Genomic DNA, 23,657 nt, shown 5'->3' on the forward strand with positions numbered 1-23,657 from the left:
GTGAGAACCCCATGAGCAGCCTGACCGTTACGCCATTAAGCACCGCCCTGGGCGCCCAGATCAGTGGCGTCGATATCACCCAACCGCTGAACCTCGCCCAGCGCGACGCCATCGAACAGGCAATGCATCGGGCGACGATTCTGGGCGATGTGCCGTTCTAATGTGGGAGGGGGCTTGCTCCCTCCCACATTGACTCAGTGCGCTCGGGTTATTCAGCCGTGGATGGCTTTTCCCACAGGTTGATCCCGCCTTCCAGCGCGAACCGATCGATCTCCGCCAGTTCCTCGGCGGTGAAGCTCAAGTTCTGCAACGCCCCGACGTTCTCGATGATCTGCTCCGGCCGGCTGGCGCCGATCAGCGCACTGGTCACCCGTGGATCGCGCAGGGTCCAGGCCAGGGCCAGTTGTGCCAGGCTCTGGCCGCGACGCTTGGCGATTTCATTCAAGGCACGTACGTGGGCGATGTTGGCTTCGGACAGGTGCTTGGCCTGCAACGAACCACCGCCTGGACGGTTGACCCGTGCATCGGCCGGCACGCCATTGAGGTACTTGTCGGTGAGCAGTCCCTGGGCCAGCGGTGTGAAGGCGATCACCCCGGCGCCGAGGGCTTCGGTGGTGTCCAACAGGTCTTTTTCCACCCAACGGTTGAGCAGGTTGTAGGCCGGTTGGTGGATCAGCAGCGGCACTTTCCACTCGCTGAGCAAGGCCGCGATTTCGCGGGTCTTCACCCCGGAATACGACGAGATACCGATGTACAGCGCCTTGCCCTGTTGCACGGCGGTGGCGAGGGCGCTGGCGGTTTCTTCCAGGGGTGTGTCGGCATCGAAGCGGTGCGAGTAGAAAATATCCACGTAGTCGACGCCCAGGCGTTGCAGGCTCTGGTCCAGGCTCGCCAGCACGTATTTGCGCGAACCGCCGCCCTGGCCGTAAGGGCCGGGCCACATGTCCCAACCGGCCTTGCTGGAGATGATCAATTCGTCGCGGTAGTGCTTGAAGTCTTCGCGCAGCAAACGACCGAAGTTGATCTCGGCGCTGCCGTAGGGCGGGCCGTAGTTGTTGGCCAGGTCGAAGTGGTTGATTCCCAGGTCGAACGCCGTGCGCAGCAGGGCGCGTTGGGTGTCGATCGGGGTGCTGTCGCCAAAGTTGTGCCACAGCCCCAGGGACAGTGCCGGCAGCACCAGCCCACTGCGGCCTACGCGGCGATACGGGATAGATTCATAGCGGTTTTCGGCAGCAATGTAAGTCATCGAATCCTCTCTTGGACGTAGGCAAATAAGGCCTGGGAATAACCTTATTCCCAGGCCTTTTAACCAGCTGAATCGCTTAAGTCTGCCCGTCCGTTTTACAGCAATTTCCTACCAGAGTGGAACGACGTAGCTGACATAAAGGCGGTTTTCATCCTGCACGGTAGCCCCGGTAATGTCCGGGCTGGCGTGGGCGTTTTTCCAGGTCACGCCGAGGCCTTTGAGGGTGCCGGTAGGGACTTGATAGGCCACAGCCACGTTGCGTTCCCATTCGCTGGTGGTGCCCTGGGCGGTGCGGATGTCATCGCCATGGGCGTAGGCGGCGGAGAACGTCAGGCCATTGAGGCCGAGTTTGCCGAAGTCATATTTGTACTGCGCCAGCCAGGTGCGTTCGCCGGCATGCTGGAATTTGTTCAGTTGCATATTGGTCAGCGCCGGGGTGTCGGCGCCCGACCCCGGACCTTGGCGGGCATCACCGCTGTTCAGGCCGGAATCGAGGTACGGAAAGTCACTCTCGCCGCTGTTTTTCTGGATCCCGAGGCCGACGGTGTGACCGTCCAGGCTGTAGCTTTCCAGCAGGCTGATGGTGGACTGGTTGATGCGCCCCTTGTTCACGCCGTCGCCATAGACGCCGGTTGCCGCATAGTTCTTGTCGCCATCGGCGTTGCCGCCCACGCCCAGGCTGCGGAACATGCGCACATCGGTGTCGATCGCACCGACCGACAACGCGTCGTGGCGCTTGGCGCCGAGGAAGAATTGCTGGTAGTAATCCTCGAGGTTGGAGTACCACAGGCTGACCGTGGTGTTCTGGATGCCGCTGTAGTCCGCACCGCCAAACAGGAAACGATCGCTCTCTTTGGTGCCGCCGGCGGTGATCATGCCCTGGTCGCTGGTTTCGTTGCGGATTTTGGTCTTGAAGATATCGCCGCCGGTGAAGGTGAAATCACTGACGTCCTTGGACACCAGTTGCACACCGGTGTTGGTCTGCTGGTACAGGCGACCGTCCGTGTTGGCCAGCACCGGGTTGTTGCCGTACAGCGTACCGAGGCGCAACTCGTCCTTGGCAAAGCGCATCTTGAACGTCGGACTGAGGACGCCGAACTGGTCGGCGGATTTGCCGTTATCCAACGGGAACATGCTGCCGGGGTAGCGGCTCTGGTGATCCTTGTCGTTGAGGTCGCCGCCCGAATCGAGTTTCAAACCGTAGAACGCCTGCAGATCCAAGCCAAAGCCAACCGGCCCCTCGGTGTAGCCGGACTTGAAGTTGAACTCGAAGCCCTGGCCCCAATCCCGAATGCTGTGGGCCTTGGCGTTGCTGCCCACCACGTCACGTCCCTGCTGGTTGAGATAGCGATTGAGCAGGGTCACGTCGGCGTGGCTGTCATCGATAAAATCGGCATGGGCGGACAGCATAAAGCTCGCCATGGCGGCTCCCACCACGGGGCTTAAAAACGTCTTCATCTGTACCGGTCTCCGTCATTGTTCTGAAATGAAAGCGTCAAACGCTTCACACAATTACGCAGGTGCCAGATGACAGTTGCGCGTCAAAACGGCGCGCGGGCGGATGAAATTAAATTTAAGAAAGCCCCGTGGGACGGGGCTTTGGCGAACGAACGGTCAGCGCACCAGGTGCAGGAACTGCAGGTGACGCTCGTACTGGTCGAGGATGTCGTTGATGATCTGCTCCTTGGTGTAGCCCACCAGATCGTAGTCCTGGCTGCCCTCGCTCAAGTGCACTTCCGCGCGGTAGTAGCGACGGTTATTGAGCTGCTTGGAACCCATGCCTGCGCGTGCAAACGAGGGCGTGAAATAACCGCGCATCTGCACCTGGTAAACGAACGGATGCTCTTCGCCGTGACCGATTTCCAGGCTGACACTGTCGGTGGACGGGTCGGGCTGGGTGACGACGTTGAGGCCTTTTTCGACAAACACGGCCGTCACTTCTTCGATCGCCGGACGCACCGTGGTCTCGAGGAAACGGTACACCTCGTCCCGCGACGGGAAATGCACAGCCTGGCTCAAGCGCTGGCGCCAGCCCCCCGTGCCCTTGCGTGAACCCGACACCGGTGCGAGCGAATGCAACTGCGCGATCTGCTTTTGCGACTCCAGGTAGAAAGCCTTGTGCAGCCCCCACATCATCAGCAGCAGGATCAACGAGAACGGTAACGAGGTCAGCACCACCGCCGACTTGAGCGAGTCGATACTGCCGGCAAACAGCAGCGCACTGGTGACCAGCGCCGTCATCGCGCCCCAGAACACCCGCAGCCACTTCGGCCCGTCTTCATCGGGGTTGCCGCCCTTGGACGACAGGGTCGAGAGCACCACGGTGCCGGAGTCGGCCGAGGTGACGAAGAACACGAAGCTGATAAACACGGTGACGGCGATCACCGTCTTGCTCCATGGGTAGGTTTCCAGCAACAGGTACAGGCTCATCGACGGGTCATCAATGGCCGACTGGCCGAGGGCGCTCATCCCATGGTTGAGCACCTGGTCGATGGCGCTGTTGCCGAAGATCGACATCCACGCCAGGGTGAACCCCAGCGGGATCAGCAGCACGCCGAACACGAATTCACGGATGGTGCGGCCACGGGAAATCCGCGCGATGAAAAGGCCCACGAACGGCGACCAGGCAATCCACCAGGCCCAATAGAACACCGTCCAACCGCCCAGCCAGTCGCTGGGTTTGTCGTAGGCGTAGACGTCGAAGCTCTTGGTCGGCAACGCGCCGAGGTAGTCGCCGATGTTCTGGATCAGGGTGTTGAGCAAGTGCTGGGTAGGCCCGGCGAACAACACGAACAGCAGCAGCGTACAGGCCAGCAGCATGTTGATGTCGGACATCACGCGCACGCCCTTGTCCACCCCGGCCACCGCCACCAGGATCGCCGCGCCCATCATCAGGGTGATCAGGCCGACCTGAATCCACTGGGTGTGGGCAATGCCGAACAGGTAATCCAGACCGGCGTTGAGGTGCAGCACGCCGAAGCCCATGTCGGCGCCCAGGCCGAACACCGTGGCGATGATGCCGAAGCCATCCACCGCGTAACCGATGGGGCCGTTGATGCGCTTGCCGATCAGCGGGTACAGCGCCGAACGCAACGCCAGCGGCAGGTTATGCCGGTAGGCGAAATACGCCAGGGCCATGCCGACAAAGGCGAACACGCCCCAACCGTGCAGGCCCCAGTGCAGAAACAGTATCTGCATGGCCTGGCGCGCGGCATCGGCGTTCAACGCCGCGCCCTGGGGCGGTTGCACCAGGTGGGTCAGCGGCTCGGAGACGCAGAAGAAAAACAGCGTGATGCTGATCCCGGCGGCGAACAGCATGCCGGCCCAGGACAGGTAACTGAATTCGGGCTCGTCGTGGTCGGCACCGAGTTTTATCTTGCCGTAGCCCGATAGCGCGGTGACCACCACGAAGACCAGATACAGGGTCATCGCCAGCATGTAGTACCAGCCGACCGTATTGGCCGCCCAGTTTTGTGCGGCCAGCAGCCAGGCACCGGCCTGTTGCGGGATCACGATGACAGTGATGCCGAACAGCAGGATGAAGGTCGCGGCAAAGTAGAAGACGGGCGCATTCATGCGCACCAGGCCGCTGGAGGGGGTGGACGATGCACTCATGAGCGATGCACCCCGAAGGTGTGGAATGTGGCTGTGTAAAACGGACTCAGCAAAGGTAAGCCTCCTGTTGTGAGCGGGCAGCGAACCACCGGTTTAACTTGAACGAGCGTTCAAGTTAAACATGGATAGGCGGTCTGGGACTAATCGCAAGGCCGAGTGGTAGGTAATTCCTACACTCGCTCAAGGATTGATATGACGGGTGAGCGAGGCAAATCGTTCAGCGATTTGGATTGGGAAGGCGCACAAAAAAGTGGGAGGGGCGTCTTACTTTTGCGCCCCATCGTCATGCTGCAGATTCGCCTGGGTGATATTCGCCCCCGCCGGCACGTTGCGGGTCAGCCACACATTGCCGCCGATGGTCGAGCCCTGGCCGATGGTGATGCGCCCGAGGATCGTCGCCCCGGCATAGATCACCACGTCGTCCTCGACGATCGGATGGCGCGGATGGCCTTTCTGCAACTGCCCGTCTTCGTCCGCCGGGAAGCGCTTGGCGCCCAGGGTCACGGCCTGGTAGATGCGTACCCGCTCGCCGATGATCGCGGTTTCGCCGATCACCACACCGGTGCCGTGGTCGATGAAGAAGCTTGAACCGATCTGCGCACCGGGATGGATATCAATACCGGTGGCCGAGTGGGCGATTTCCGCAATGATCCGCGCCAACAGCGGTAACCCGGCGCGATACAGGTGGTGAGCCAGGCGATGGTGAATCACCGCCAGGATCCCCGGGTAGCACAGCAGCACCTCGTCCACGCTGCGGGCGGCGGGGTCGCCGTGATAGGCGGCGAGCACGTCGGTGTCCAGCAGGATGCGCAGCGCCGGCAACGCCAGGGCAAAGTCCTGGATCAGCCGGATCGCATGCGCGTCGATCTCGCGGTCATCCTGGCCGCCCTGGCGCGCGGCATAGCGCAACTCCAGGCACGCCTGGGCGAGCAAGGCATTCAAGGCGACGTCGAGGGTGTGGCCGACGTAGAAATCTTCACTTTCCTCACGCAAATCCGCCGGCCCCAGGCGCATGGGAAACAGCGCGCCGCACAACGCTTCGAGGATCTGCGCCACCGCTTCGCGCGACGGCAATTCGCGGCCGCCATGTTCGCCGCTCAAGCGGCCGTTACGGGTTCGCCACTGGTCCCGGGCGCCGCGCAACTGGCTGACGATGGTTTGTAGTTGCCAATGACTGGAACGCTCACTCACGGTCTTCACTCCTGACGAAATGGCCATCACTTTACGGTATGCACCCTGGGCGCCCTTAAGAACCAATGGTGCAATGCTAAGAACTGCCCGGCATAAGCGATTGGCGGTTGCCCGATGAAAAGTGCCTGCCTATAGTCGCCCCATCACTTAGCAACCGTGCGCAGCCATGATCAAACAACAGCTCGACCGCTTTAACCGCCTGGAACTGCTGGGCGGCGCCACTGCCCTGGAAAAACTCGAGCGGTTGTCGACCTGGTTGGGCCGGGACATTTACGTCAAGCGCGACGACACCACGCCGCTGGCCATGGGCGGCAACAAGCTACGCAAACTCGAATACCTGGCCGCCGATGCTCTCGCCCAGGGCGCCGACACGCTGATAACCGCCGGCGCCATCCAATCCAACCACGTGCGCCAGACCGCCGCGCTGGCCGCCAAGCTCGGCCTGGGCTGCGTGGCCCTGCTGGAAAATCCCACCGGCACCGACGACCCCAACTACCTGGGCAACGGCAACCGCCTGTTGCTGGAGTTGTTCGACGCCAAGGTGGAATTGGTGGAAAACCTCGACAACGCCGACGACCAGCTCAACGCCCTCGCCGATCGCCTGCGCAGCAACGGCAGGAAGCCATACCTGGTGCCCATCGGCGGCTCCAACGCCCTCGGCGCCCTCGGTTATGTGCGCGCCGGCCTGGAGCTGGCCGCGCAGATCGAAGACAGCGGCCTCGAATTCGCCGCCGTAGTGCTGGCATCCGGCAGTGCGGGCACCCACAGCGGCCTGGCCTTGGCCTTGAGCGAAGTGCTGCCGAATCTGCCAGTGATCGGCGTCACCGTGTCGCGCACGGAAGACGCGCAGTTCCCGAAAGTGCAGGGCCTGGCCGAACGCACCGCCGCGTTGCTGGGGATGGAGGTGCCCGAGGCCTTCAAGGTGATCCTGTGGGATGAATACTTCGGGCCCCGTTATGGCGAGCCGAATGCGGGCACGCTGGCCGCGATCAAACTGTTGGCCAGCCAGGAAGGCCTGCTGCTGGACCCGGTCTACACTGGCAAGGCCATGGCCGGTTTGCTGGACGGCATCGGGCGCCAGCGTGTCGAGGACGGACCGATCATTTTCCTGCACACCGGCGGGGCGCCGGCGTTGTTCGCCTATGACTCCGTGTTCTGACCCACCACGCACTGTAGGAGCCGGCTGCCGGCGCCTACAGAGGCGATCATATATTCCAAAAAGACATAAAAGAATTAATTTATATTATTTTCAAGTCTTAAAGGCCGGCTTTATCATCGCGCCGTAGGCGAAGACGCGCTCAGCGCTTTAAGGCAGGATACGACTACCGCGTCACCTGCTTCGCTCAACATAAAAACACAGGGGCTCTTCATGACTATTTCTGTATTCCGTCGCACCTTGCTGGTGGGCACATTGGGGCTGGCTCTGGGAGCCGGTTGGTTGGGCCAGGCGGTTGCTGGCGAGCAATTGAGTACGATCAAAAAGGCCGGCGAGATCAAGATCGGCCTGGAAGGCACCTACCCTCCGTTCAGCTTTGTCGACGAAAGCGGCAAGCTCAGCGGCTTCGAGGTCGAGCTGTCCAAAGCGCTGGCCAAGGAGCTGGGCGTCAAGGTCAAGCTGCAAGCCACGCCATGGGACGGCATCCTCGCGGCCCTGGAGTCCAAGCGACTGGACGCCGTGGTCAACCAGGTCACCATCTCGGAAGAACGCAAGAAGAAATACGACTTCTCCACGCCGTATACCGTTTCCGGTATCCAGGCACTGGTGCTGAAAAAGAACCTCAACGCCATCAAGACCGCCAACGACCTGGCCGGCAAGAAAGTCGGCGTAGGCCTGGGCACCAACTACGAACAATGGCTCAAGGACAATCAGCCGAAAGCCATCATCAAGACCTATAACGATGACCCCACCAAGTTCCAGGACCTGCGCATCGGGCGCATCGACGCCATTCTGATCGACCGTCTGGCGGCGCTCGAATATGCCAAAAAAGCCCCGGACACCGCCGCCGCCGGCGATGCGTTCTCGCGCCAGGAAGCCGGTATTGCCCTGCGCAAAGGCGAGCCTGAACTGCTCGACGCGGTGAACAAGGCCCTCGACAAGCTGCGCGCCGACGGTACCTTGAAGAAGCTGTCCGAGAAGTACTTCAACGCTGACGTCACTCAATAATGGAAGCAGGTTTCCAACTCGCGCTGGACTCCGCGCCCTTTCTGCTCCAGGGCGCGTATTACACGGTGATCCTCAGCCTTGGCGGGATGTTTTTCGGTTTGCTGCTGGGCTTCGGCCTGGCCTTGATGCGCTTGTCGCGCTTCAAGCTGGTGAACTGGCTCGCCCGCGTCTACGTGTCGTTCTTTCGCGGCACGCCGTTGCTGGTCCAGTTGTTCCTGATCTACTACGGCTTGCCGCAAGTGGGCATCGAGCTGGACCCGATCCCGGCCGCCATGATCGGCTTTTCGCTGAACATGGCCGCCTATGCCTGTGAAATCCTGCGCGCCGCCATCGGTTCCATCGAGCGTGGCCAGTGGGAAGCCGCCGCCAGTATCGGTATGACCCGTGCGCAGACCCTGCGCCGGGCCATCCTGCCGCAAGCCATGCGCACGGCCTTGCCGCCGCTGGGTAACAGCTTTATTTCGCTGGTCAAGGACACGGCGCTGGCCGCCACCATCCAGGTGCCCGAACTGTTCCGCCAGGCACAACTGGTGTCGGCACGCACCTTTGAAATCTTCACCATGTATCTCTCCGCTGCCCTGATCTACTGGATCCTGGCCAGTATCCTGGCGCATTTTCAAAATCGTCTGGAAGCCCGGGTCAACCGGCATGACCTGGAGTCCTGAAGCATGATCGTGGTTGAACAACTGACCAAACAATTCAACGGCCAGGTGGTGCTCAACGGCATCGACCTGGAGGTCAAGGAAGGCGAAGTCGTTGCCATCATCGGCCCCAGCGGTTCCGGCAAGACCACCTTCCTGCGCTGCCTGAACTTCCTCGAAACCCCCACCAGCGGCCGCATCAAGGTCGGTGATATCGAGATCGACAGCAGCAAGCCGCTCAACCAGCAGCAAGGCCTGGTGCGGCGCTTGCGCCAGCACGTGGGTTTTGTGTTCCAGAGCTTCAACCTGTTCCCCCATCGCACCGCGCTGGAAAACGTCATCGAAGGCCCCACCGTGGTCAAGAAAATGCCGCGCGAAGCCGCCGAGGCCCTGGGCCGCAAGCTGCTGGCCAAGGTCGGCCTGGCGGGCAAGGAAGACGCCTACCCACGGCGCTTGTCCGGTGGCCAGCAACAGCGCGTGGCGATCGCCCGAGCGCTGGCCATGGAGCCAGAGGTGATTCTGTTCGACGAACCCACCTCGGCCCTCGACCCGGAGCTGGTGGGCGAAGTGCTGGCGACCATCCGCAGCCTCGCCGAAGAAAACCGCACCATGGTGATCGTCACCCACGAAATGAGCTTTGCCCGCGATGTGGCCAACCGGGTGATCTTCTTCGACAAGGGCGTGATCGTGGAGCAAGGCGAAGCCAAGGCGTTGTTCGCCAACCCCAGGGAGGAACGGACCCGGCAATTCCTGAGCAAATTCCTCGCCCACTGACCCACCCGAAACCCACCCCTGTAGGAGCCGGCTTGCCAGCGGAAAACCATCAGGCAACGCGGTCAACCTGAGAGACCGCGTTATCGTTGACGATTTTCGCTGGCAAGCCAGCTCCTACAGGAACGTGGCCCGCCCACGGGTAAAACTGCCTGCCAGACTGCTCTGAAAATCCCCCTGCCAGTCAGACCCATCTGAATATGCTCCAACCCGCCGTTTAGCCCTTTGCCGCCATTGACGCCCCTGGGCCAACCCTCTTATCTAGCACCCAGAGGATTGGATCCTATCCCGGCTACTCACTGAATCGTGCTTTTCGACCCCTTGCGCACACCCGCGCCCAGGGATCGGAACGATTGCTGCTGGCTGCATCAAGGAGATGACTTATGACGCGCACCGCAACCCCGGCCCTGCTCACTGCCCCGACGTTGCCCCAAGCCCTTCGCCACGGCATCAATGCCGTGGCGGCCGCCCACCTGCAGGTCGACATCGCGCCCTATCCCGGCATGGATGAAGGCGACCTGATCGAACTGTTCTGGAACAACTGCTTTGCCGCCTCACGGCGGGTCACGGCCGCCAAAATCGGCACGCCCACACGCCTGCGCGTGCCGGAAAGCTTTGTGCAGGACGGCCCCGCGCGGGTTCACTACCAGGTCATGCAAATCGGCCATGGCCCTGCGCGTTCGGCCTCGACACAGGTGCGCGTCAAGACCGACTACCCCGGCGGGCGGCCTTCGAATCTGTACACCGATGAAAACCAGAACCTCGCCCCCGTCAGCCTGCCCGAGACGATCCGCCGTTATGGCATCAACAGCCGCCAGGTACGGCGCGGCATTCCCCTGACCATCGAGCCCTACCTGAACATGGCCACGGGCGATGCCATCACGCTGCGCTGGGGCGATGGGCGTCTGGACTTGCCGAAAATCCAGGCCAAGGGCGTCGGCCAGGCCGTGCAGGTGTGGGTGCCGTCGGCGCTGATTGTCGAAGCCGGCGACGACTGCCGGCTGGAGGTGACGTACTGCATTCTGGACCGCGTCGGCAACAATTCACGCTGGGCGCCATCGCGGATTGTACGCATTGCCGCCGGCCCGACCGGGGCCACGCCGATCTATCGACCCCGCCCACTCGGCTCACCCTGCGAGCCTGGGTGACAGACCTTCTATTCATATTCCAAAAAGTTAGTTTATTTAAATATTTAACACGCTTAGGGTATATCAACCGGACCACCGGACATCTTTGATTTTTGTGTTTTCACTTCATTGAATGCGAGGTCGGTATGGTCAGCATTACCCCGGTGCATAACGCCAGGGCATTACGTGCAGCCAAGGAGCAGCGCTGATGCCTAACTTGGCTCTAACACCCCCCCAGAATGATCTGGACGTCGCTCCCCTGCTGTTGCCGGCCGCCGTGCTGCGCAACGACGCAGAGGCGCTGGACGCCGCCCATGAGCTGGCCCGGGCCGCACGCCTGCAAGCCGCCAAGCGCGACCAGCAGCGCCAACTGCCGTGGACATTGATCGAACAGTTCACCCGCAGCGGGCTGGGCAGTATTTCCATCCCCCGCGAGTACGGCGGCCCGCAGGTTTCGTTCGTGACCCTGGCCGACGTGTTCGCCATCATCAGCGCGGCAGACCCGGCCCTGGGGCAAATTCCGCAGAACCATTTCGGCATCCTGCACGTGTTGCAGGGCGCCGCCACCGAGCGCCAGAAAAAGCAGCTATTCCAGAGCGTCCTCGACGGCTGGCGCATCGGCAATGGCGGCCCCGAACGCGGCACCAAGAACACCCTGGAGCTCAAGGCGCGCATCACCGCCCGGGGCGACGGCTACGTGATCAGCGGCCAGAAGTTCTACTCCACCGGCGCGCTGTTCGCGCACTGGGTGGCCGTCAAAGCGCTGAACGATGACGGCCAGCAGGTCATGGCGTTCGTGCGCCGTGGCACCGAAGGGCTGCGCATCGTCGACGACTGGTCCGGCTTTGGCCAACGCACCACCGCCAGCGGCACCGTGCTGCTGGACCAAGTGCCGGTAGACGCCGAACTGGTGGTCGAAAACTGGCGCCTCGGCACAACCCCGACCATCCAGGGCGCCGTCTCGCAACTGCTCCAGGCCGCCATCGACGCCGGCATCGCCCGTGGCGCGCTGGAGGACACCATCGCCTTCGTGCGCGAACGCTCGCGCCCATGGATTGACGCCAAGGTCGAACGCGCCAGCGATGACCTGTACGTGATCGCCGATATCGGCAAGCTGAAGATCGAACTGCACGCCGCCCAAGCGCTGCTGCGCAAGGCCGGTCAGGTGCTGGACCAGGTCGCCGCCGCGCCGATCACCGCGCAGTCCGCCGCCCGCGCGTCGATTGCCGTGGCCGAGGCCAAAGTGTTGAGCACCGAAGTGTCGCTGCTGGTTGGCGAAAAGCTCTTCGAACTGGCCGGCAGCCGCGCCACCCTGGCCGAATTCAACCTCGACCGCCACTGGCGCAACGCCCGCGTGCACACCCTGCACGACCCGGTGCGCTGGAAGTATCACGCCGTCGGCGCTTATCGCTTGAACGGCGCCCTGCCGGCTCGGCATTCCTGGATTTAACCGACCAGACCTCTGGAGAACAACATGACTGTCTCTACTCACGTCGCGGTGATCACCAGCGACGAACACGCCCTCATTGTCGCCAGCGACCTGGCCGAAGACTTTCGCCGCGACAGCGCCCAGCGCGACCGCGAACGCCGCCTGCCGTTGCCCGAGCTGGATGCGTTCTCGCGCTCCGGGCTGTGGGGCATCAGCGTGCCCAAGGCCTACGGCGGTGCCGGCGTGTCCAACGTCACCCTGGCCAAAGTCATCGCCTTGATCGCCCAGGCGGACTCGTCCCTGGGCCAGATTCCGCAAAACCATTTCTATGCCCTGGAAGTGTTGCGTGTGAACGGCAGCCCGGCGCAGCAACAACGCCTGTACGCCGAAGTGCTGGCCGGCCAGCGCTTCGGCAATGCACTGGCGGAACTGGGGACCAAAACCGCCCATGACCGCGTGACCCGAATCACCCGCGACGGCGACGGTTTTCGCATCAGCGGCCGCAAGTTCTACGCCACCGGCGCGATCTACGCCCAGCGCATTCCCACTTCGGTAGGCGACGAAAACGGCATCCAGCACCTGGCCTTCGTGCCCCGCGACAGCGAGGGCCTGACGATCATCGACGACTGGAGCGGCTTCGGCCAGCGCACCACCGGCAGCGGTTCGGTGGTGTTCGATAACGTGTGGGTCGCAGCGCAGGACGTGATCCCGTTCCAGAGCGCTTTCGAGCGCCCGACCCCGGTCGGCCCGCTGGCGCAGATCCTTCACGCCGCCATCGACACCGGCATCGCCCGCGCCGCCTTTGAAGATGCGTTGCACTTTGTGCGCACCAAGACGCGCCCGTGGATCGACTCGGGCAACGACAAAGCCACCGAAGACCCACTGGCCCTCAAAAGCTTCGGCCACCTGAGCATCCGCCTGCACGCCGCCGAAGCCCTGCTGGAGCGCGCCGGTGAGTTTCTCGACCGCGCCCAGGCCGACAGCAGCGCCGAGAGCGTCGCCGCCGCGTCGATCGCCGTGGCCGAAGCGCGTGCCCTGAGCACCGAAATTTCCCTGGCCGCCGGCAGTACCCTGTTCGAACTGGCCGGCAGCCAGGCGACCCTGGCCGAGCACGGCCTCGACCGTCACTGGCGCAACGCCCGCGTGCACACCCTGCACGACCCCGTGCGCTGGAAGTACCACGCGGTGGGCAATTACTACCTCAACGATGAAAACCCGCCACTGCGGGGGACCCTCTGATGGCGAAGAAAAAGATCCTGCTCAATGCCTTCAACATGAACTGCATCGGGCATATCAACCATGGCCTGTGGACCCATCCACGGGACACGTCGACCCAGTACAAAACCCTCGAGTATTGGACCGACCTGGCACAAACCCTCGAACGCGGGTTGTTCGACGGCCTGTTCATCGCCGATATCGTCGGCGTGTATGACGTGTACCAGGCGTCCATCGACGTACCGCTCAAGGAGTCGATCCAGCTACCGGTCAACGACCCATTGCTGCTGGTATCGGCCATGGCCGCCGTGACCCGCCACCTCGGCTTCGGCATCACCGCCAACCTCACCTACGAAGCGCCATATCTGTTCGCCCGGCGCATGTCCACCCTCGACCACCTGAGCCGTGGGCGCGTGGGCTGGAACATCGTCACTGGCTACCTCGACAGCGCCGCCAAGGCCATGGGCCTGACCGAGCAGGTCGAACATGACCGACGCTACGACCAGGCCGATGAGTACCTGGAGGTGCTCTACAAACTCTGGGAAGGCAGTTGGGAAGACGACGCGGTGCTCAACGATCCGCAGGCGCGGGTGTATGCGCAGCCGGGCAAGGTGCACAAGGTCGAGCACCACGGCGAGTTCTACCAGGTCGAGGGTTATCACCTGTGCGAGCCGTCGCCGCAGCGTACGCCAGTGCTGTTCCAGGCCGGCAGTTCGGAGCGCGGCCTGGTGTTCGCCGGGCGGCATGCCGAGTGCGTGTTCATCAGCGGGCAGAACAAGGCCGCCACCAAAGTCCAGGTGGACAAGGTACGCGCCAGTGCGGTCGAGGCCGGGCGCAACCCGGACGACATCAAGGTATTCATGGGCCTCAACGTGATCGTGGGCGCCACCGAGGCGCTGGCCTGGGCCAAGCACGCCGAGTACCTGAGCTACGCCAGTGCGGAGGCCGGCGTGGCGCATTTCTCGGCGTCGACGGCGATTGATTTTTCCCAGTACGAACTCGACGAACCGATCCAGTACGTGAAGAGCAATGCGATCCAGTCGGCCACCAAACACCTGCAGAACAACGACTGGACGCGACGCAAATTGCTCGAGCAGCACGCCCTCGGCGGTCGCTATATCACCCTGGTCGGTTCGCCCGAACAGGTCGCCGATGAGCTGGAATCCTGGATCAGCGAAACCGGTCTGGATGGCTTCAACCTCACGCGCATCGTCACCCCGGAAAGCTACGTGGATTTCATCGACCTGGTGGTGCCGGAATTGCAGAAGCGCGGGTCGTACAAGACCGCTTACGAGAGCGGAACGCTGCGGGAAAAAGTCTTCCACGCCAGCGCCCGCCTGCCCGAACAACACACCGGCTCCACCTACCGCCACTGAGGCGATATGTGGGAGGGGACTTGCTCCCGATAGCGGTGAATCAGTCGCCGAATCAGCCAACTGAACAATCGCTATCGGGAGCAAGCCCCCTCCCACATCGGACCTCCATTGTTTGCACCAATAACTTATGACTGGAATTCGATTATGAAAAAGACCCTGCTCTCCCACCCAGTCAAAGCACTGGCCCTGGCCTTCGGTTTGTTCAGTTCGTCGCTGTTCGCCGCCGAGGCACCGCTGAAAATCGGCACCACCGCCGCCTTCGCGATCCCCCTGGAAGCCGCCGTGGCCGAAGCTGGCAAGCAAGGCTTGAAGGTCGAGCTGGTGGAGTTCACCGACTGGATCGCGCCCAACGTCAGCCTGGCTGCCGGCGATATCGACGTGAACTACTTCCAGCACATCCCGTTCCTGGAAAACGCCAAGGCCGCCGCCGGGTTTGACCTGGTGCCGTACGCGCCGGGCATCATCAACAACGTCGGGCTGTACTCGAAAAAATTCAAAAGCATCAACGACCTGCCCCAAGGCGCCAGCGTGGCGATTGCCAACGACCCGATCAACAGCGGGCGCGGCCTGCAACTGCTGGCCAAGGCCGGCTTGATCACCCTCAAGCCGGGCGTGGGCTACAAGGCCACCGAAGAAGACATCGTCGCCAACCCGAAAAAGATCAAGATCCTGCAAGTCGAAGCCGTGCAACTGGTGCGTGCCTATGACGACGCCGATCTGGTGCAGGGCTACCCGGCGTATATCCGCCTGTCCAAGACCTTCGATGCCGAGTCGGCGCTGCTGTTCGACGGCCTCGACCACCCGGAATACGTGATCCAGTTCGTGATCCAGCCCAAGAGCAAAACCGACCCGCGCGTGATCAAGTTCGTCGACATCTACCAGCACTCGCCGGTGGTGCGCGCGGCCCTGGATAAATCCCTCGGCAAGCTCTACCAAGTCGGCTGGGAAGGCTGAACATGACGGCCGCCAATGCCCAACTGCGCGACCCGGGCCCGACGCCCAGGCACGCCACGCAGACCGAACTGCACCCGGACCTCAACCGCGCCCATGTGCGCTTCATCAACCTGGGCAAGACCTACGACGGCACGCTGCATGCCTTGCAAGGCATCGACCTGGCGATCCAGCGCGGCGAAGTGTTCGGCATTATCGGCCGCAGCGGCGCCGGCAAATCCTCGCTGATCCGCACCATCAACCGCCTGGAGCAACCGAGCAGCGGGCGGGTGCTGATCGACCAGGTGGACATCGGCGATTTTGACGAAGACCACCTGGTGGCACTGCGCCGACGCGTCGGCATGATCTTCCAGCACTTCAACCTGATGTCGGCCAAGACCGTGTGGCAGAACGTCGAGTTGCCGCTCAAGGTCGCCGGCGTGCCCAAGTTGCAGCGCGAACAGAAGGTGCGGGAACTGCTGGAACTGGTCGGCCTCAAGGACAAGCACAAGGCCTACCCGGCGCAACTCTCCGGTGGGCAGAAACAACGCGTGGGCATCGCCCGCGCGCTGGTGCACGACCCCGAGATTCTGCTGTGCGACGAGGCCACCTCGGCGCTGGACCCGGAGACCACCCAGTCGATCCTCGGCCTGCTGCACGAGATCAACCAACGCCTGGGCCTGACCATCGTGCTGATCACCCACGAGATGGCGGTGATCCGCGAGATCTGCGACCGCGTGGTGGTGCTCGAACACGGGCGCATCGTCGAGCAGGGCCCGGTGTGGGAAGTGTTCGGCAACCCGCAACATGAGGTGAGCAAGACCCTGCTGGCGCCGCTGCAACATGGCCTGCCGGAAGACGTGCAAAACCGTCTGCAATCCGAGGCACCATCGGCCGATGCCGCCGTGGTGCTGCGCCTGCGGTTCACCGGCAGCGCAACCGACGAGCCGGACCTGGCCGCGCTGTTCGCCGCCCTGGGCGGGCGCGTGCGCTTGCTGCACGGCGGGGTGGAACGCATCCAGGGCCACGCCCTGGGGCAATTGCTGCTGGCGGTGCAGGGCTCGACGCACAACGCCGACACCCTGCGCGGCCGCGCCGGGAACTGGGCACAACAGGTGGAGGTGCTGGGCTATGTGGTTTGATCGTTTAGTACAGGGCGCCATCGACACCTTGTTGATGGTCGGTGTGTCGTCGCTGATCGCGCTGCTGGTGGGCATTCCGCTGGCCGTGTTTTTGGTGACCAGCGACAAGGGCGGCATCTACCAGGCACCGGCGCTGAACCGCGTGCTGGGGGCGTTCGTCAATCTGTTCCGCTCGATTCCGTTTCTGATCCTGATGGTGGCGCTGATCCCGTTTACCCGGCTGATCGTCGGCACCACCTACGGCGTGTGGGCGGCGGTGGTACCGCTGACCATCGCCGCCACACCGTTCTTCGCGCGCATCGCCGAGGTGAGCCTGCGTGAAGTCGACCACGGCCTGATCGAAGCCGCGCAGGCCATGGGCTGCCGACGCTGGCACATCATCTGGCACGTGCTGCTGCCGGAAGCGCTGCCGGGGATTGTCGGCGGCTTCACCATCACCCTGGTGACCATGATCAACTCCTCAGCCATGGCCGGGGCGATTGGTGCCGGTGGCTTGGGCGACATTGCGTACCGGTACGGCTATCAGCGTTTCGATACGCAGATAATGCTGACGGTGATTGTGTTGTTGGTGATTCTGGTGGCGGTGATTCAACTCGGCGGTGACCGCCTGGCACGAGTGCTGAACAAGAGGTGAGGTATAGTCGGGCGATCTCAGCGCCGGTATTCATCACCATGCCCCTCAAGTCCGACGACCTCGACCAGATCACCGCCACCACCCTCGGCCACTACAACAGCGTGGCCGAGGACTTTCGCGAAGGCACCCGCGACCACGATGTGAGCCAGAACATCGACGCGCTGCTGCGGCATCTCCACGGCACGCCGCCGTTTACCCTGCTGGATTTCGGCTGCGGGCCGGGACGGGATTTGCAGACCTTTACCCGCATGGGGCATATCGCCGTGGGGCTCGACGGCTCCGAGCGCTTTGCGCAGATGGCCCGCGAAGACAGCGGCTGCGAGGTGTTGCAGCAGGATTTTCTCAAGCTGGATTTACCCGCCGAACGCTTCGACGGGATCTTTGCCAATGCGGTGCTGTTTCATATCCCCAAGCAGGAACTGCCGCGCGTGCTCAGGCAGTTGCATGGCGCGCTGAAACCGGGGGGTGTGTTGTTCAGTTCCAACCCACGCGGTGACAACCGGGAAGGCTGGAATGGGCCGCGGTATGGTTCCTATCACGACCTCACGGCCTGGCAAGCCCTGCTGACCGCCGCCGGGTTTGTAGAGCTGGAGCATTACTACCGCCCCGCCGGCTTGCCGCGCGAACAGCAGCCCTGGCTGGCCAGCGTCTGGCGCAACACACCAAATGTGGGAGGGGGCTTGCTCCCCCCACATTTTTAATCCTGCTTCGGCTCGCGGATCTTGTACCAGGCCACGTACAGCGCCGGCAAAAACAGCAGCGTCAGCAGCGTGGCGATGATGATCCCGCCGATCATCGCGTAGGCCATCGGCCCCCAGAACACTTCGCGGGCAATCGGGATCATGCCCAGGCTCGCCGCCGCCGCCGTCAGCAGGATCGGCCGACGCCGGTGTTCGGTGGCCTGCACCACCGCGTCCCATGGCGAGTAGCCGGCGCCTTCGTATTCGTCGATCTGCGTCACCAGGATCACCGAGTTGCGGATGATGATGCCGATCAGCGCGAGGATGCCGAGGATCGCCACGAAACCCATGGGCGTGCCCGTGGGGATCAACGCCAGTACCACGCCGATCAGCCCCAGCGGCGCGACGCTGGCCACCAGGAACATCTTCTGCACGCTGTGCAGTTGGATCATCAGGAAGGTCGCCATCAAGAACAGCATCAACGGCACCACGCTGGCAATCGGGCCTTGGGCCTTGCCGCTTTCTTCCACGGTGCCGCCGGTTTCGACCGTGTAGCCCACCGGCAGGCCGGCGCTGAACTTGTCGATCTCGGGCTTGAGCTGCTTGACCAGGTCGGTCGGTTGCATCGCGTCGCGCACCGCCGCCTTGAGGGTGATGGTCGGCTTGCGGTCGCGGCGCCACACCAGCGGCTGCTCCAACTCATAGCCCACGGTGGCGAAGGCCAGCAGCGGAATCGAGGTGCCGCCGGGCGTGACGATCTGCAGGTTCTGCAAGGTTTCCGGGGTGCCGCGTTCGGCATCTTCGGCGCGGCCGACCACGTTGATCAGGTAGATGTCGTCATGCACCTGGGTCACCGAGGCGCCGCTGACCACGCTGTTCATCAACTGCGCCACGTCTTCGGAGGACAAGCCCAATTGCCGCGCCTTGTCCTGGGCGATGTCGATGCGCAGCACTTTGCCCGGCTCGTTCCAGTCGTAAATGATCTCGCCCACGTGGCTGTTTTTATCCAGCAAGGTCGCCAGTTCAATCGCGTGTTTGCGTACCTGGTCGGTGTCTTTGCCGGACACGCGGTACTGGATCGGCCGCCCCACCGGCGGGCCCATTTCCAGCGGCTGCACAAAGCTGCCGACACCGACGAAATCATCGCGCAGACGTTTTTGCAGACGCGCGATCAACTCGCCGCGCGCGTCCAGGTCCTTGCTGACGATCACCAACTGCGCGTAATAGGGGTTTTCCAGTTGCTGGTCGAGGGGCAGGTAGAAACGGATCGCGCCCTGGCCGATGTAGGTGCTCCAGCGCGCGATGTCCGGATCGTCCTTGATGATCGCTTCGAGGCGGTCGACGGCCTTGCGGGTTTCGTTGATCGAGGCGTTTTGCGGCAGGTTGAGGTCGACGAGGATTTCCGGGCGGTCCGACGACGGGAAGAACTGGTTCTGCACGAACTGCATGGAAAACACCGACGCGGCGAACAGCGCCACGGTGATGCCGATCGCCCACCAGCGGTTGCGCATGGCCCACAGCATGCCGCCATTGAACGCGCGACCGACGCGCCCCGGTTCGGCGCTGTGGGGTTTCACGTTGGCACTGAGGATATGCACGCCGATCACCGGCGCGAACAGCACCGCCACCACCCACGACACCAGCATCGCCACGGCGATCACCGCGAACAGGGTGAAGGTGTATTCCCCCGCCGAACTGGCATTGAGGCCGATCGGCACAAAACCGGCCACGGTCACCAGGGTGCCGGTGAGCATCGGGAACGCGGTGGAGGTGTAGGCGTAGGTCGCCGCCTGTTGCTTGGTTTCGCCTTTTTCCAGGCGCGTGATCATCATTTCCACGGTGATCATCGCGTCATCCACCAGCAGGCCGAGAGCGATGATCAGCGCGCCCAGGGACACACGCTGCATGGTGATGCCGCTGTATTCCATGAACACGAACACCAGCGCCAGCACCAGCGGAATCGAGCACGCCACCACCAGCCCGGCGCGCAGACCAAGGCTGATGAAACTCACCACCAGCACGATGATCACCGCTTCAAACAGCGCGCTGGTGAAGCCGCCAACCGCCTCCTGCACCACTTCGGCCTGGTCCGACACCTTGTGCACGCCGACGCCCACCGGCAGGTCGGCGGTGAGTTCGTCCATGCGCGTGTGCAGGGCCTCGCCGAACGACTGGATATTGCCGCCCTTCTGCATCGCAATGGCCAAACCAATCGCCGGCTTGCCGTTGAAACGGAACATTGGCGTCGCCGGGTCAACGTAGCCACGGCTGATGTCGGCGATGTCCGCCAGGCGATAGAAGCGGTCGTTGAGCCGCAGGTTGACGTTGGCCAGGTCTTTCTCCGAAGCGAACTGCCCCGAGGTGCGCACGGAAATCCGCTCCGGCCCGGCCTCGATCACCCCGGCCGGTGTCACCGCGTTCTGCGATTGCAGGCTCTGCACCACCTGGCGCTGGTCAATCCCCAGGGCCGCGAGTTTGCGTGTGGAGAAATTCAGGTAAATCACTTCGTCCTGCTGGCCGATCATCTCGACCTTGCCCAGGCCCGGCACCGCACGGATCTCGGCGCGCACCTGTTCGACGTAGTCGCGCAGTTGGCGCATCGACAGGCCGTCGCCGGTAAAGGCGTACACCGAGCCGAACACGTCACCGAACTCATCGTTGAACGACGGCCCCTGCAAGCCCTGGGGGAAGCTACCGCGAATGTCGTCGAGCTTCTTGCGCACCTGGTACCAGATCTCGGGGATCGCCTTGGCGCTGGTGGTGTCCTTGAGGAACACGAAGACCGTGGATTCGCCCGGCCGGGTGTAGCTTTTCACGTAGTCGAGGGAGTCGATTTCTTCGAGTTTTTTCTCGATGCGGTCGGTGACTTGCTTGAGGGTTTCTTCCTGGGTCGCGCCCGGCCAGCGGGTCTGGATCACCATGGTTTTGATCGTGAACGAAGGGTCTTCCTCGCGGCCCAGGTTCAGGTAAGAGAACACGCCCATCAGCAGCGCGACGAACATCAGGTACCAGACGAAGGACTGATGCTTGAGGGCCCAGTCGGATAAGTTGAAGCTCCCCTTCATCGCGGGCTGTCCTCGTCGAGTTTGACTGTTTGCCCAGGTTTGAGGCTGTTCACCCCGGCGATGACCACACGCTCGCCCGGCTGCACGCCGCCGTTGAGCAAGGCGCTGTCAGCGTCGCGGCTCAATACCGTCACCTCGCGCGGCTGCACGGTCCGGCTCTGGGTGTCGAGCAGCCAGATGCGGGTTTTGCCGTCGATGTGCTGCAGGGCACTCAAGGGCAGTTCGATGCGCGGTGTGATCGCCGAGCTCAGGGTGACGCTGATGGCCGTGCCCAGGCGAAAGGCCGCCGGCGTGTCCGCCAGGGTCAGGCGCGCGCGACGGGTGCGCGTGGCGCTTTGGGCCTGGGGTTCGATCTCACGCACGGTGGCGGTGGTGTTGACGCTGGGGTCGAGTTGGCCGGCGACCAGGAACACCCCATCGGCTGGCAGGCGCTCGGCCAGGCCGGCGGGCAGGTCGATCACCGCTTCCTTGACGTCCGGGCGCGCCAGGGTCACCACCTGCTGGCCGGCACTGACCACCTGGCCGGCCTCGGCGTTCCAGGCGGTGACGATGCCGCCATGGTCGGTGTGCAGTTCGGCGTAGTGGAGCTGGTCCTTGGCCTGGTTGACCGCCGCCTGGGCCTGGTCGAGGGAGGCCTGGGTGGTTGTCAGGTCGGTCCGGGCCACGTCGAGTTGGGCCTGGGCGCCGACGCCACGGTTGAACAACTCCTGCTGGCGACGGGCGTTGGCCTGGGCGTTGATGAACTGCGCTTGCACCCGGGCCAGATCGCCCTGGGCGGCGCGCAGTTGGTTCTGTTGGTCGGTGGGGTCGAGGACGGCGAGCACGGCGCCCTTCTCCACCTCGGCGCCGACGTCCACGGCGCGATGGGCGATGCGGCCGGGCACGCGAAAGCCTAGGTTGCTTTCATAGCGGGCCTGGATGGTCCCGGCGAAACGGCCGAGGGTTTGCTGGTCTTCGGATTTGACCTCCATGGACAGCACCGGGCGCACCGGCTCGGGCGGCGGATCCTGTTCGGAGCAGGCGGCGAGCAACAGGCCGGCGCCGAGGACAACCGTCAGGCGCTTCATGGTTGCAGGCCTCGGGCCTGGGCAGCGTCCGGCGGCTGGGCGATCTCGACCTGCATGCCGGGGTGCAGCAATTGCCCGCCGGCCACCACCACGGTTTCGCCGCCCCGGAGACCGTCGCTGACGATCACCTTGCCGGTGAGGTAACGTGCCACACCGACCTTGTGCAGTTGCACCTTGCCGTCGCCGTCCACCAGCCAGACGGCAGGGTCGCTGAGGTCTTTGGTCAGCGCCGACCACGGCAGCTCGAAACTGGCCTTGGCCGGAGCATGCAGGGTGGTGCTGACCACCGCGCCCAGGTCCATGCCGGCGGGCAAGGTGTTCAAGGCGATCTTCACCTGCAACGTACCGCTGGCGGCGTTCACCGCCGGGGTGGTCTCGCGGATTTTGCCGTGGGCCTGCACCTGAGGTTTATCCAGCAACTTGACCGTCATCACGTCATCGTTGGCCGGCTCCACCAGCAACGATTCATACACATCGAACACCGCGTCGCGTTCACCATCGCGGGCCAGGCTGAAGATCGGCACGGTGGCCTGTACCACCTGGCCGACCTCCGCCTGGCGCGCGGTAATCACCCCGGGCGCTTCGGCGATCAGGGCGGTGTAGCCCAATTGCTCGCGAGCATTGGCCAACTGGGCCTGGGCGGCGGCCAGGGCGCTTTGGCTGCTGCGCAACGCGGCCTGGGCAGTGTCGTATTCACTGCGGCTGGTGTAGCCCTTGGGCAAGAGTTTTTCCTGGCGCACGAAAGCCGCGGCGGTCTGCTTGACCCGCGCCTGCTCGGCCACCACCTGGGCCTGAGCCGAATCGACGTTGGTCTGCAAATCCTTGGGATCGAGTCTGGCCAGCACTTGCCTGGCGTTGACGCGGTCGCCCACATCGACCATGCGCTGGATGATCTTGCCGCCGACGCGAAAGGACAAATCAGTCTGCACCCGCGCCTGGATATCGCCGGTCAGCGTGACCGCCGCCGCGAAGTCGGCCGGCTGCACGGTCTGCACAAACACCCGGGAATGCTGCTTGGGCTCGGTTTTATCCTGGCCACAGCCGCTCAACAGCGCCAGCAGGCCCAGCGCGAACAGACAGGTGGAAATACGAGCGCCCATACAGGCTCCTCTTGCGTGACGCGATGTGCCAATGAGGTATGCGACTGTGAGCGTAGATCAGGGTTCCTTATCTGCATGCAGAGAAGGAGCGATCAGGCAAAGCGGGGGGGGGAAGTCCATTTTTCAAGACGACAACCCAAAAAGATAACCCCCGAATTCGCGGGTCAGCCGCAAGGCGTCTATGGTTGGTGGGTCTGTGTGTCGAGGGAATGAACGATGAGCAAAGCCAAACCGATTGACCCGCAGGAGCTGGTGAAGTGGCTC

The 23,657-nt window shown here is 63.2% G+C and carries 19 protein-coding genes and 1 pseudogene; 13 read left to right on the forward strand and 7 right to left on the reverse strand.

Annotated features, from left to right (window positions below; all coding sequences use genetic code 11):
- Nucleotides 1-11: 11 nt before the first annotated feature.
- Nucleotides 12-143: pseudogene (locus ACLH0J_RS02690) on the forward strand (taurine dioxygenase); the annotation flags it as partial.
- A gap of 65 nt (nucleotides 144-208) precedes the next feature.
- Here the strand turns inward: ACLH0J_RS02690 and mgrA are convergent.
- The 4 genes from mgrA to epsC form a co-directional block, all read right to left on the reverse strand.
- Entirely contained in the window at nucleotides 209-1,246 is a 1,038-nt protein-coding gene (gene mgrA / locus ACLH0J_RS02695; RefSeq protein WP_411390779.1) for an L-glyceraldehyde 3-phosphate reductase, read from the reverse strand.
- 108 nt (nucleotides 1,247-1,354) lie between these two features.
- Nucleotides 1,355-2,704, reverse strand: a complete 1,350-nt coding sequence (locus ACLH0J_RS02700; protein WP_411390780.1) for an OprD family outer membrane porin — start codon at nucleotides 2,702-2,704, stop codon at nucleotides 1,355-1,357.
- 156 nt (nucleotides 2,705-2,860) lie between these two features.
- The gene (gene betT, locus ACLH0J_RS02705; protein WP_411392770.1) at nucleotides 2,861-4,822 is read right to left on the reverse strand and encodes a choline transporter BetT; all 1,962 of its coding nucleotides are present in this window, start codon (nucleotides 4,820-4,822) and stop codon (nucleotides 2,861-2,863) included.
- A 303-nt stretch (nucleotides 4,823-5,125) separates the two neighbouring features.
- The gene (epsC, locus tag ACLH0J_RS02710) at nucleotides 5,126-6,052 is read right to left on the reverse strand and encodes a serine O-acetyltransferase EpsC (RefSeq protein ID WP_411390781.1); all 927 of its coding nucleotides are present in this window, start codon (nucleotides 6,050-6,052) and stop codon (nucleotides 5,126-5,128) included.
- 166 nt (nucleotides 6,053-6,218) lie between these two features.
- On the opposite strand from epsC, the gene ACLH0J_RS02715 reads away from it, so the two are divergent.
- From ACLH0J_RS02715 to ACLH0J_RS02770, 12 genes are all read left to right on the forward strand, one after another.
- Nucleotides 6,219-7,211: a D-cysteine desulfhydrase gene (locus tag ACLH0J_RS02715; RefSeq protein ID WP_411390782.1), complete on the forward strand. Its 993-nt coding sequence runs from the start codon at nucleotides 6,219-6,221 to the stop codon at nucleotides 7,209-7,211.
- A 210-nt stretch (nucleotides 7,212-7,421) separates the two neighbouring features.
- Nucleotides 7,422-8,216 carry a cystine ABC transporter substrate-binding protein gene (tcyJ, locus tag ACLH0J_RS02720; protein WP_411390783.1) on the forward strand — a complete coding sequence of 265 codons (795 nt, stop codon included), beginning with the start codon at nucleotides 7,422-7,424 and terminating at the stop codon, nucleotides 8,214-8,216.
- Nucleotides 8,216-8,881: a cystine ABC transporter permease gene (gene tcyL / locus ACLH0J_RS02725; RefSeq protein ID WP_411390784.1), complete on the forward strand. Its 666-nt coding sequence runs from the start codon at nucleotides 8,216-8,218 to the stop codon at nucleotides 8,879-8,881. Before tcyJ ends, tcyL begins: the two co-directional genes overlap by 1 nt.
- A gap of 3 nt (nucleotides 8,882-8,884) precedes the next feature.
- Entirely contained in the window at nucleotides 8,885-9,631 is a 747-nt protein-coding gene (tcyN, locus tag ACLH0J_RS02730) for an L-cystine ABC transporter ATP-binding protein TcyN (protein WP_411390785.1), read from the forward strand.
- Between the two features lie 380 nt (nucleotides 9,632-10,011).
- The gene (locus tag ACLH0J_RS02735) at nucleotides 10,012-10,776 is read left to right on the forward strand and encodes a hypothetical protein (RefSeq protein WP_411390786.1); all 765 of its coding nucleotides are present in this window, start codon (nucleotides 10,012-10,014) and stop codon (nucleotides 10,774-10,776) included.
- A 187-nt stretch (nucleotides 10,777-10,963) separates the two neighbouring features.
- Entirely contained in the window at nucleotides 10,964-12,205 is a 1,242-nt protein-coding gene (locus ACLH0J_RS02740; protein ID WP_411390787.1) for an SfnB family sulfur acquisition oxidoreductase, read from the forward strand.
- A gap of 24 nt (nucleotides 12,206-12,229) precedes the next feature.
- Nucleotides 12,230-13,423 carry an SfnB family sulfur acquisition oxidoreductase gene (locus ACLH0J_RS02745; RefSeq protein ID WP_411390788.1) on the forward strand — a complete coding sequence of 398 codons (1,194 nt, stop codon included), beginning with the start codon at nucleotides 12,230-12,232 and terminating at the stop codon, nucleotides 13,421-13,423.
- Nucleotides 13,423-14,775 (forward strand): LLM class flavin-dependent oxidoreductase, encoded by a 1,353-nt coding sequence (locus ACLH0J_RS02750; protein WP_411390789.1) that lies wholly within the window; start codon nucleotides 13,423-13,425, stop codon nucleotides 14,773-14,775. The genes ACLH0J_RS02745 and ACLH0J_RS02750 overlap by 1 nt, the downstream gene beginning before the upstream one ends.
- Before the next feature lie 144 nt (nucleotides 14,776-14,919).
- Nucleotides 14,920-15,729, forward strand: a complete 810-nt coding sequence (locus ACLH0J_RS02755) for a MetQ/NlpA family ABC transporter substrate-binding protein (RefSeq protein WP_411390790.1) — start codon at nucleotides 14,920-14,922, stop codon at nucleotides 15,727-15,729.
- Between the two features lie 2 nt (nucleotides 15,730-15,731).
- Nucleotides 15,732-16,847 carry a methionine ABC transporter ATP-binding protein gene (locus ACLH0J_RS02760; protein ID WP_411390791.1) on the forward strand — a complete coding sequence of 372 codons (1,116 nt, stop codon included), beginning with the start codon at nucleotides 15,732-15,734 and terminating at the stop codon, nucleotides 16,845-16,847.
- On the forward strand, nucleotides 16,837-17,481 hold the full coding sequence (locus ACLH0J_RS02765; RefSeq protein WP_016974994.1) for a methionine ABC transporter permease: 645 nt from the start codon (nucleotides 16,837-16,839) through the stop codon (nucleotides 17,479-17,481). The genes ACLH0J_RS02760 and ACLH0J_RS02765 overlap by 11 nt, the downstream gene beginning before the upstream one ends.
- 38 nt (nucleotides 17,482-17,519) lie before the next feature.
- A complete protein-coding gene (locus tag ACLH0J_RS02770; protein ID WP_411390792.1) occupies nucleotides 17,520-18,182 on the forward strand; it encodes a class I SAM-dependent methyltransferase in 663 nt (220 codons plus the stop codon).
- Here the strand turns inward: ACLH0J_RS02770 and ACLH0J_RS02775 are convergent.
- Genes ACLH0J_RS02775 through ACLH0J_RS02785 form a run of 3 tightly spaced genes read right to left on the reverse strand, consistent with a single transcriptional unit; the run spans nucleotide 18,179 to nucleotide 23,393 of the window.
- The gene (locus ACLH0J_RS02775; protein WP_411390793.1) at nucleotides 18,179-21,226 is read right to left on the reverse strand and encodes an efflux RND transporter permease subunit; all 3,048 of its coding nucleotides are present in this window, start codon (nucleotides 21,224-21,226) and stop codon (nucleotides 18,179-18,181) included. The genes ACLH0J_RS02770 and ACLH0J_RS02775 overlap by 4 nt on opposite strands.
- Nucleotides 21,223-22,293 carry an efflux RND transporter periplasmic adaptor subunit gene (locus ACLH0J_RS02780; protein WP_411390794.1) on the reverse strand — a complete coding sequence of 357 codons (1,071 nt, stop codon included), beginning with the start codon at nucleotides 22,291-22,293 and terminating at the stop codon, nucleotides 21,223-21,225. Before ACLH0J_RS02780 ends, ACLH0J_RS02775 begins: the two co-directional genes overlap by 4 nt.
- Nucleotides 22,290-23,393 (reverse strand): efflux RND transporter periplasmic adaptor subunit, encoded by a 1,104-nt coding sequence (locus tag ACLH0J_RS02785; protein WP_411390795.1) that lies wholly within the window; start codon nucleotides 23,391-23,393, stop codon nucleotides 22,290-22,292. The genes ACLH0J_RS02780 and ACLH0J_RS02785 overlap by 4 nt, the downstream gene beginning before the upstream one ends.
- Nucleotides 23,394-23,657: the final 264 nt, after the last annotated feature.

It is taken from the genome of Pseudomonas sp. MPB23 (assembly GCF_046605395.1).
Taxonomy (GTDB): Bacteria; Pseudomonadota; Gammaproteobacteria; order Pseudomonadales; family Pseudomonadaceae; genus Aquipseudomonas.

Excerpts from the sequence above, each read along its gene's own strand:
- ACLH0J_RS02785 (WP_411390795.1), bottom strand. The coding sequence starts at position 23,393 with ATGGGCGCTCGTATTTCCACCTGTCTGTTCGCGCTGGGCCTGCTGGCG.
- ACLH0J_RS02780 (WP_411390794.1), bottom strand. The coding sequence starts at position 22,293 with ATGAAGCGCCTGACGGTTGTCCTCGGCGCCGGCCTGTTGCTCGCCGCC.
- tcyJ (WP_411390783.1), top strand. The coding sequence starts at position 7,422 with ATGACTATTTCTGTATTCCGTCGCACCTTGCTGGTGGGCACATTGGGG.
- mgrA (WP_411390779.1), bottom strand. The coding sequence starts at position 1,246 with ATGACTTACATTGCTGCCGAAAACCGCTATGAATCTATCCCGTATCGC.
- betT (WP_411392770.1), bottom strand. The coding sequence starts at position 4,822 with ATGAATGCGCCCGTCTTCTACTTTGCCGCGACCTTCATCCTGCTGTTC.
- ACLH0J_RS02760 (WP_411390791.1), top strand. The coding sequence starts at position 15,732 with ATGACGGCCGCCAATGCCCAACTGCGCGACCCGGGCCCGACGCCCAGG.
- ACLH0J_RS02755 (WP_411390790.1), top strand. The coding sequence starts at position 14,920 with ATGAAAAAGACCCTGCTCTCCCACCCAGTCAAAGCACTGGCCCTGGCC.
- ACLH0J_RS02765 (WP_016974994.1), top strand. The coding sequence starts at position 16,837 with ATGTGGTTTGATCGTTTAGTACAGGGCGCCATCGACACCTTGTTGATG.
- ACLH0J_RS02700 (WP_411390780.1), bottom strand. The coding sequence starts at position 2,704 with ATGAAGACGTTTTTAAGCCCCGTGGTGGGAGCCGCCATGGCGAGCTTT.
- tcyN (WP_411390785.1), top strand. The coding sequence starts at position 8,885 with ATGATCGTGGTTGAACAACTGACCAAACAATTCAACGGCCAGGTGGTG.
- ACLH0J_RS02775 (WP_411390793.1), bottom strand. The coding sequence starts at position 21,226 with ATGAAGGGGAGCTTCAACTTATCCGACTGGGCCCTCAAGCATCAGTCC.
- ACLH0J_RS02735 (WP_411390786.1), top strand. The coding sequence starts at position 10,012 with ATGACGCGCACCGCAACCCCGGCCCTGCTCACTGCCCCGACGTTGCCC.
- ACLH0J_RS02715 (WP_411390782.1), top strand. The coding sequence starts at position 6,219 with ATGATCAAACAACAGCTCGACCGCTTTAACCGCCTGGAACTGCTGGGC.
- ACLH0J_RS02770 (WP_411390792.1), top strand. The coding sequence starts at position 17,520 with ATGCCCCTCAAGTCCGACGACCTCGACCAGATCACCGCCACCACCCTC.
- ACLH0J_RS02750 (WP_411390789.1), top strand. The coding sequence starts at position 13,423 with ATGGCGAAGAAAAAGATCCTGCTCAATGCCTTCAACATGAACTGCATC.
- ACLH0J_RS02740 (WP_411390787.1), top strand. The coding sequence starts at position 10,964 with ATGCCTAACTTGGCTCTAACACCCCCCCAGAATGATCTGGACGTCGCT.
- tcyL (WP_411390784.1), top strand. The coding sequence starts at position 8,216 with ATGGAAGCAGGTTTCCAACTCGCGCTGGACTCCGCGCCCTTTCTGCTC.
- ACLH0J_RS02745 (WP_411390788.1), top strand. The coding sequence starts at position 12,230 with ATGACTGTCTCTACTCACGTCGCGGTGATCACCAGCGACGAACACGCC.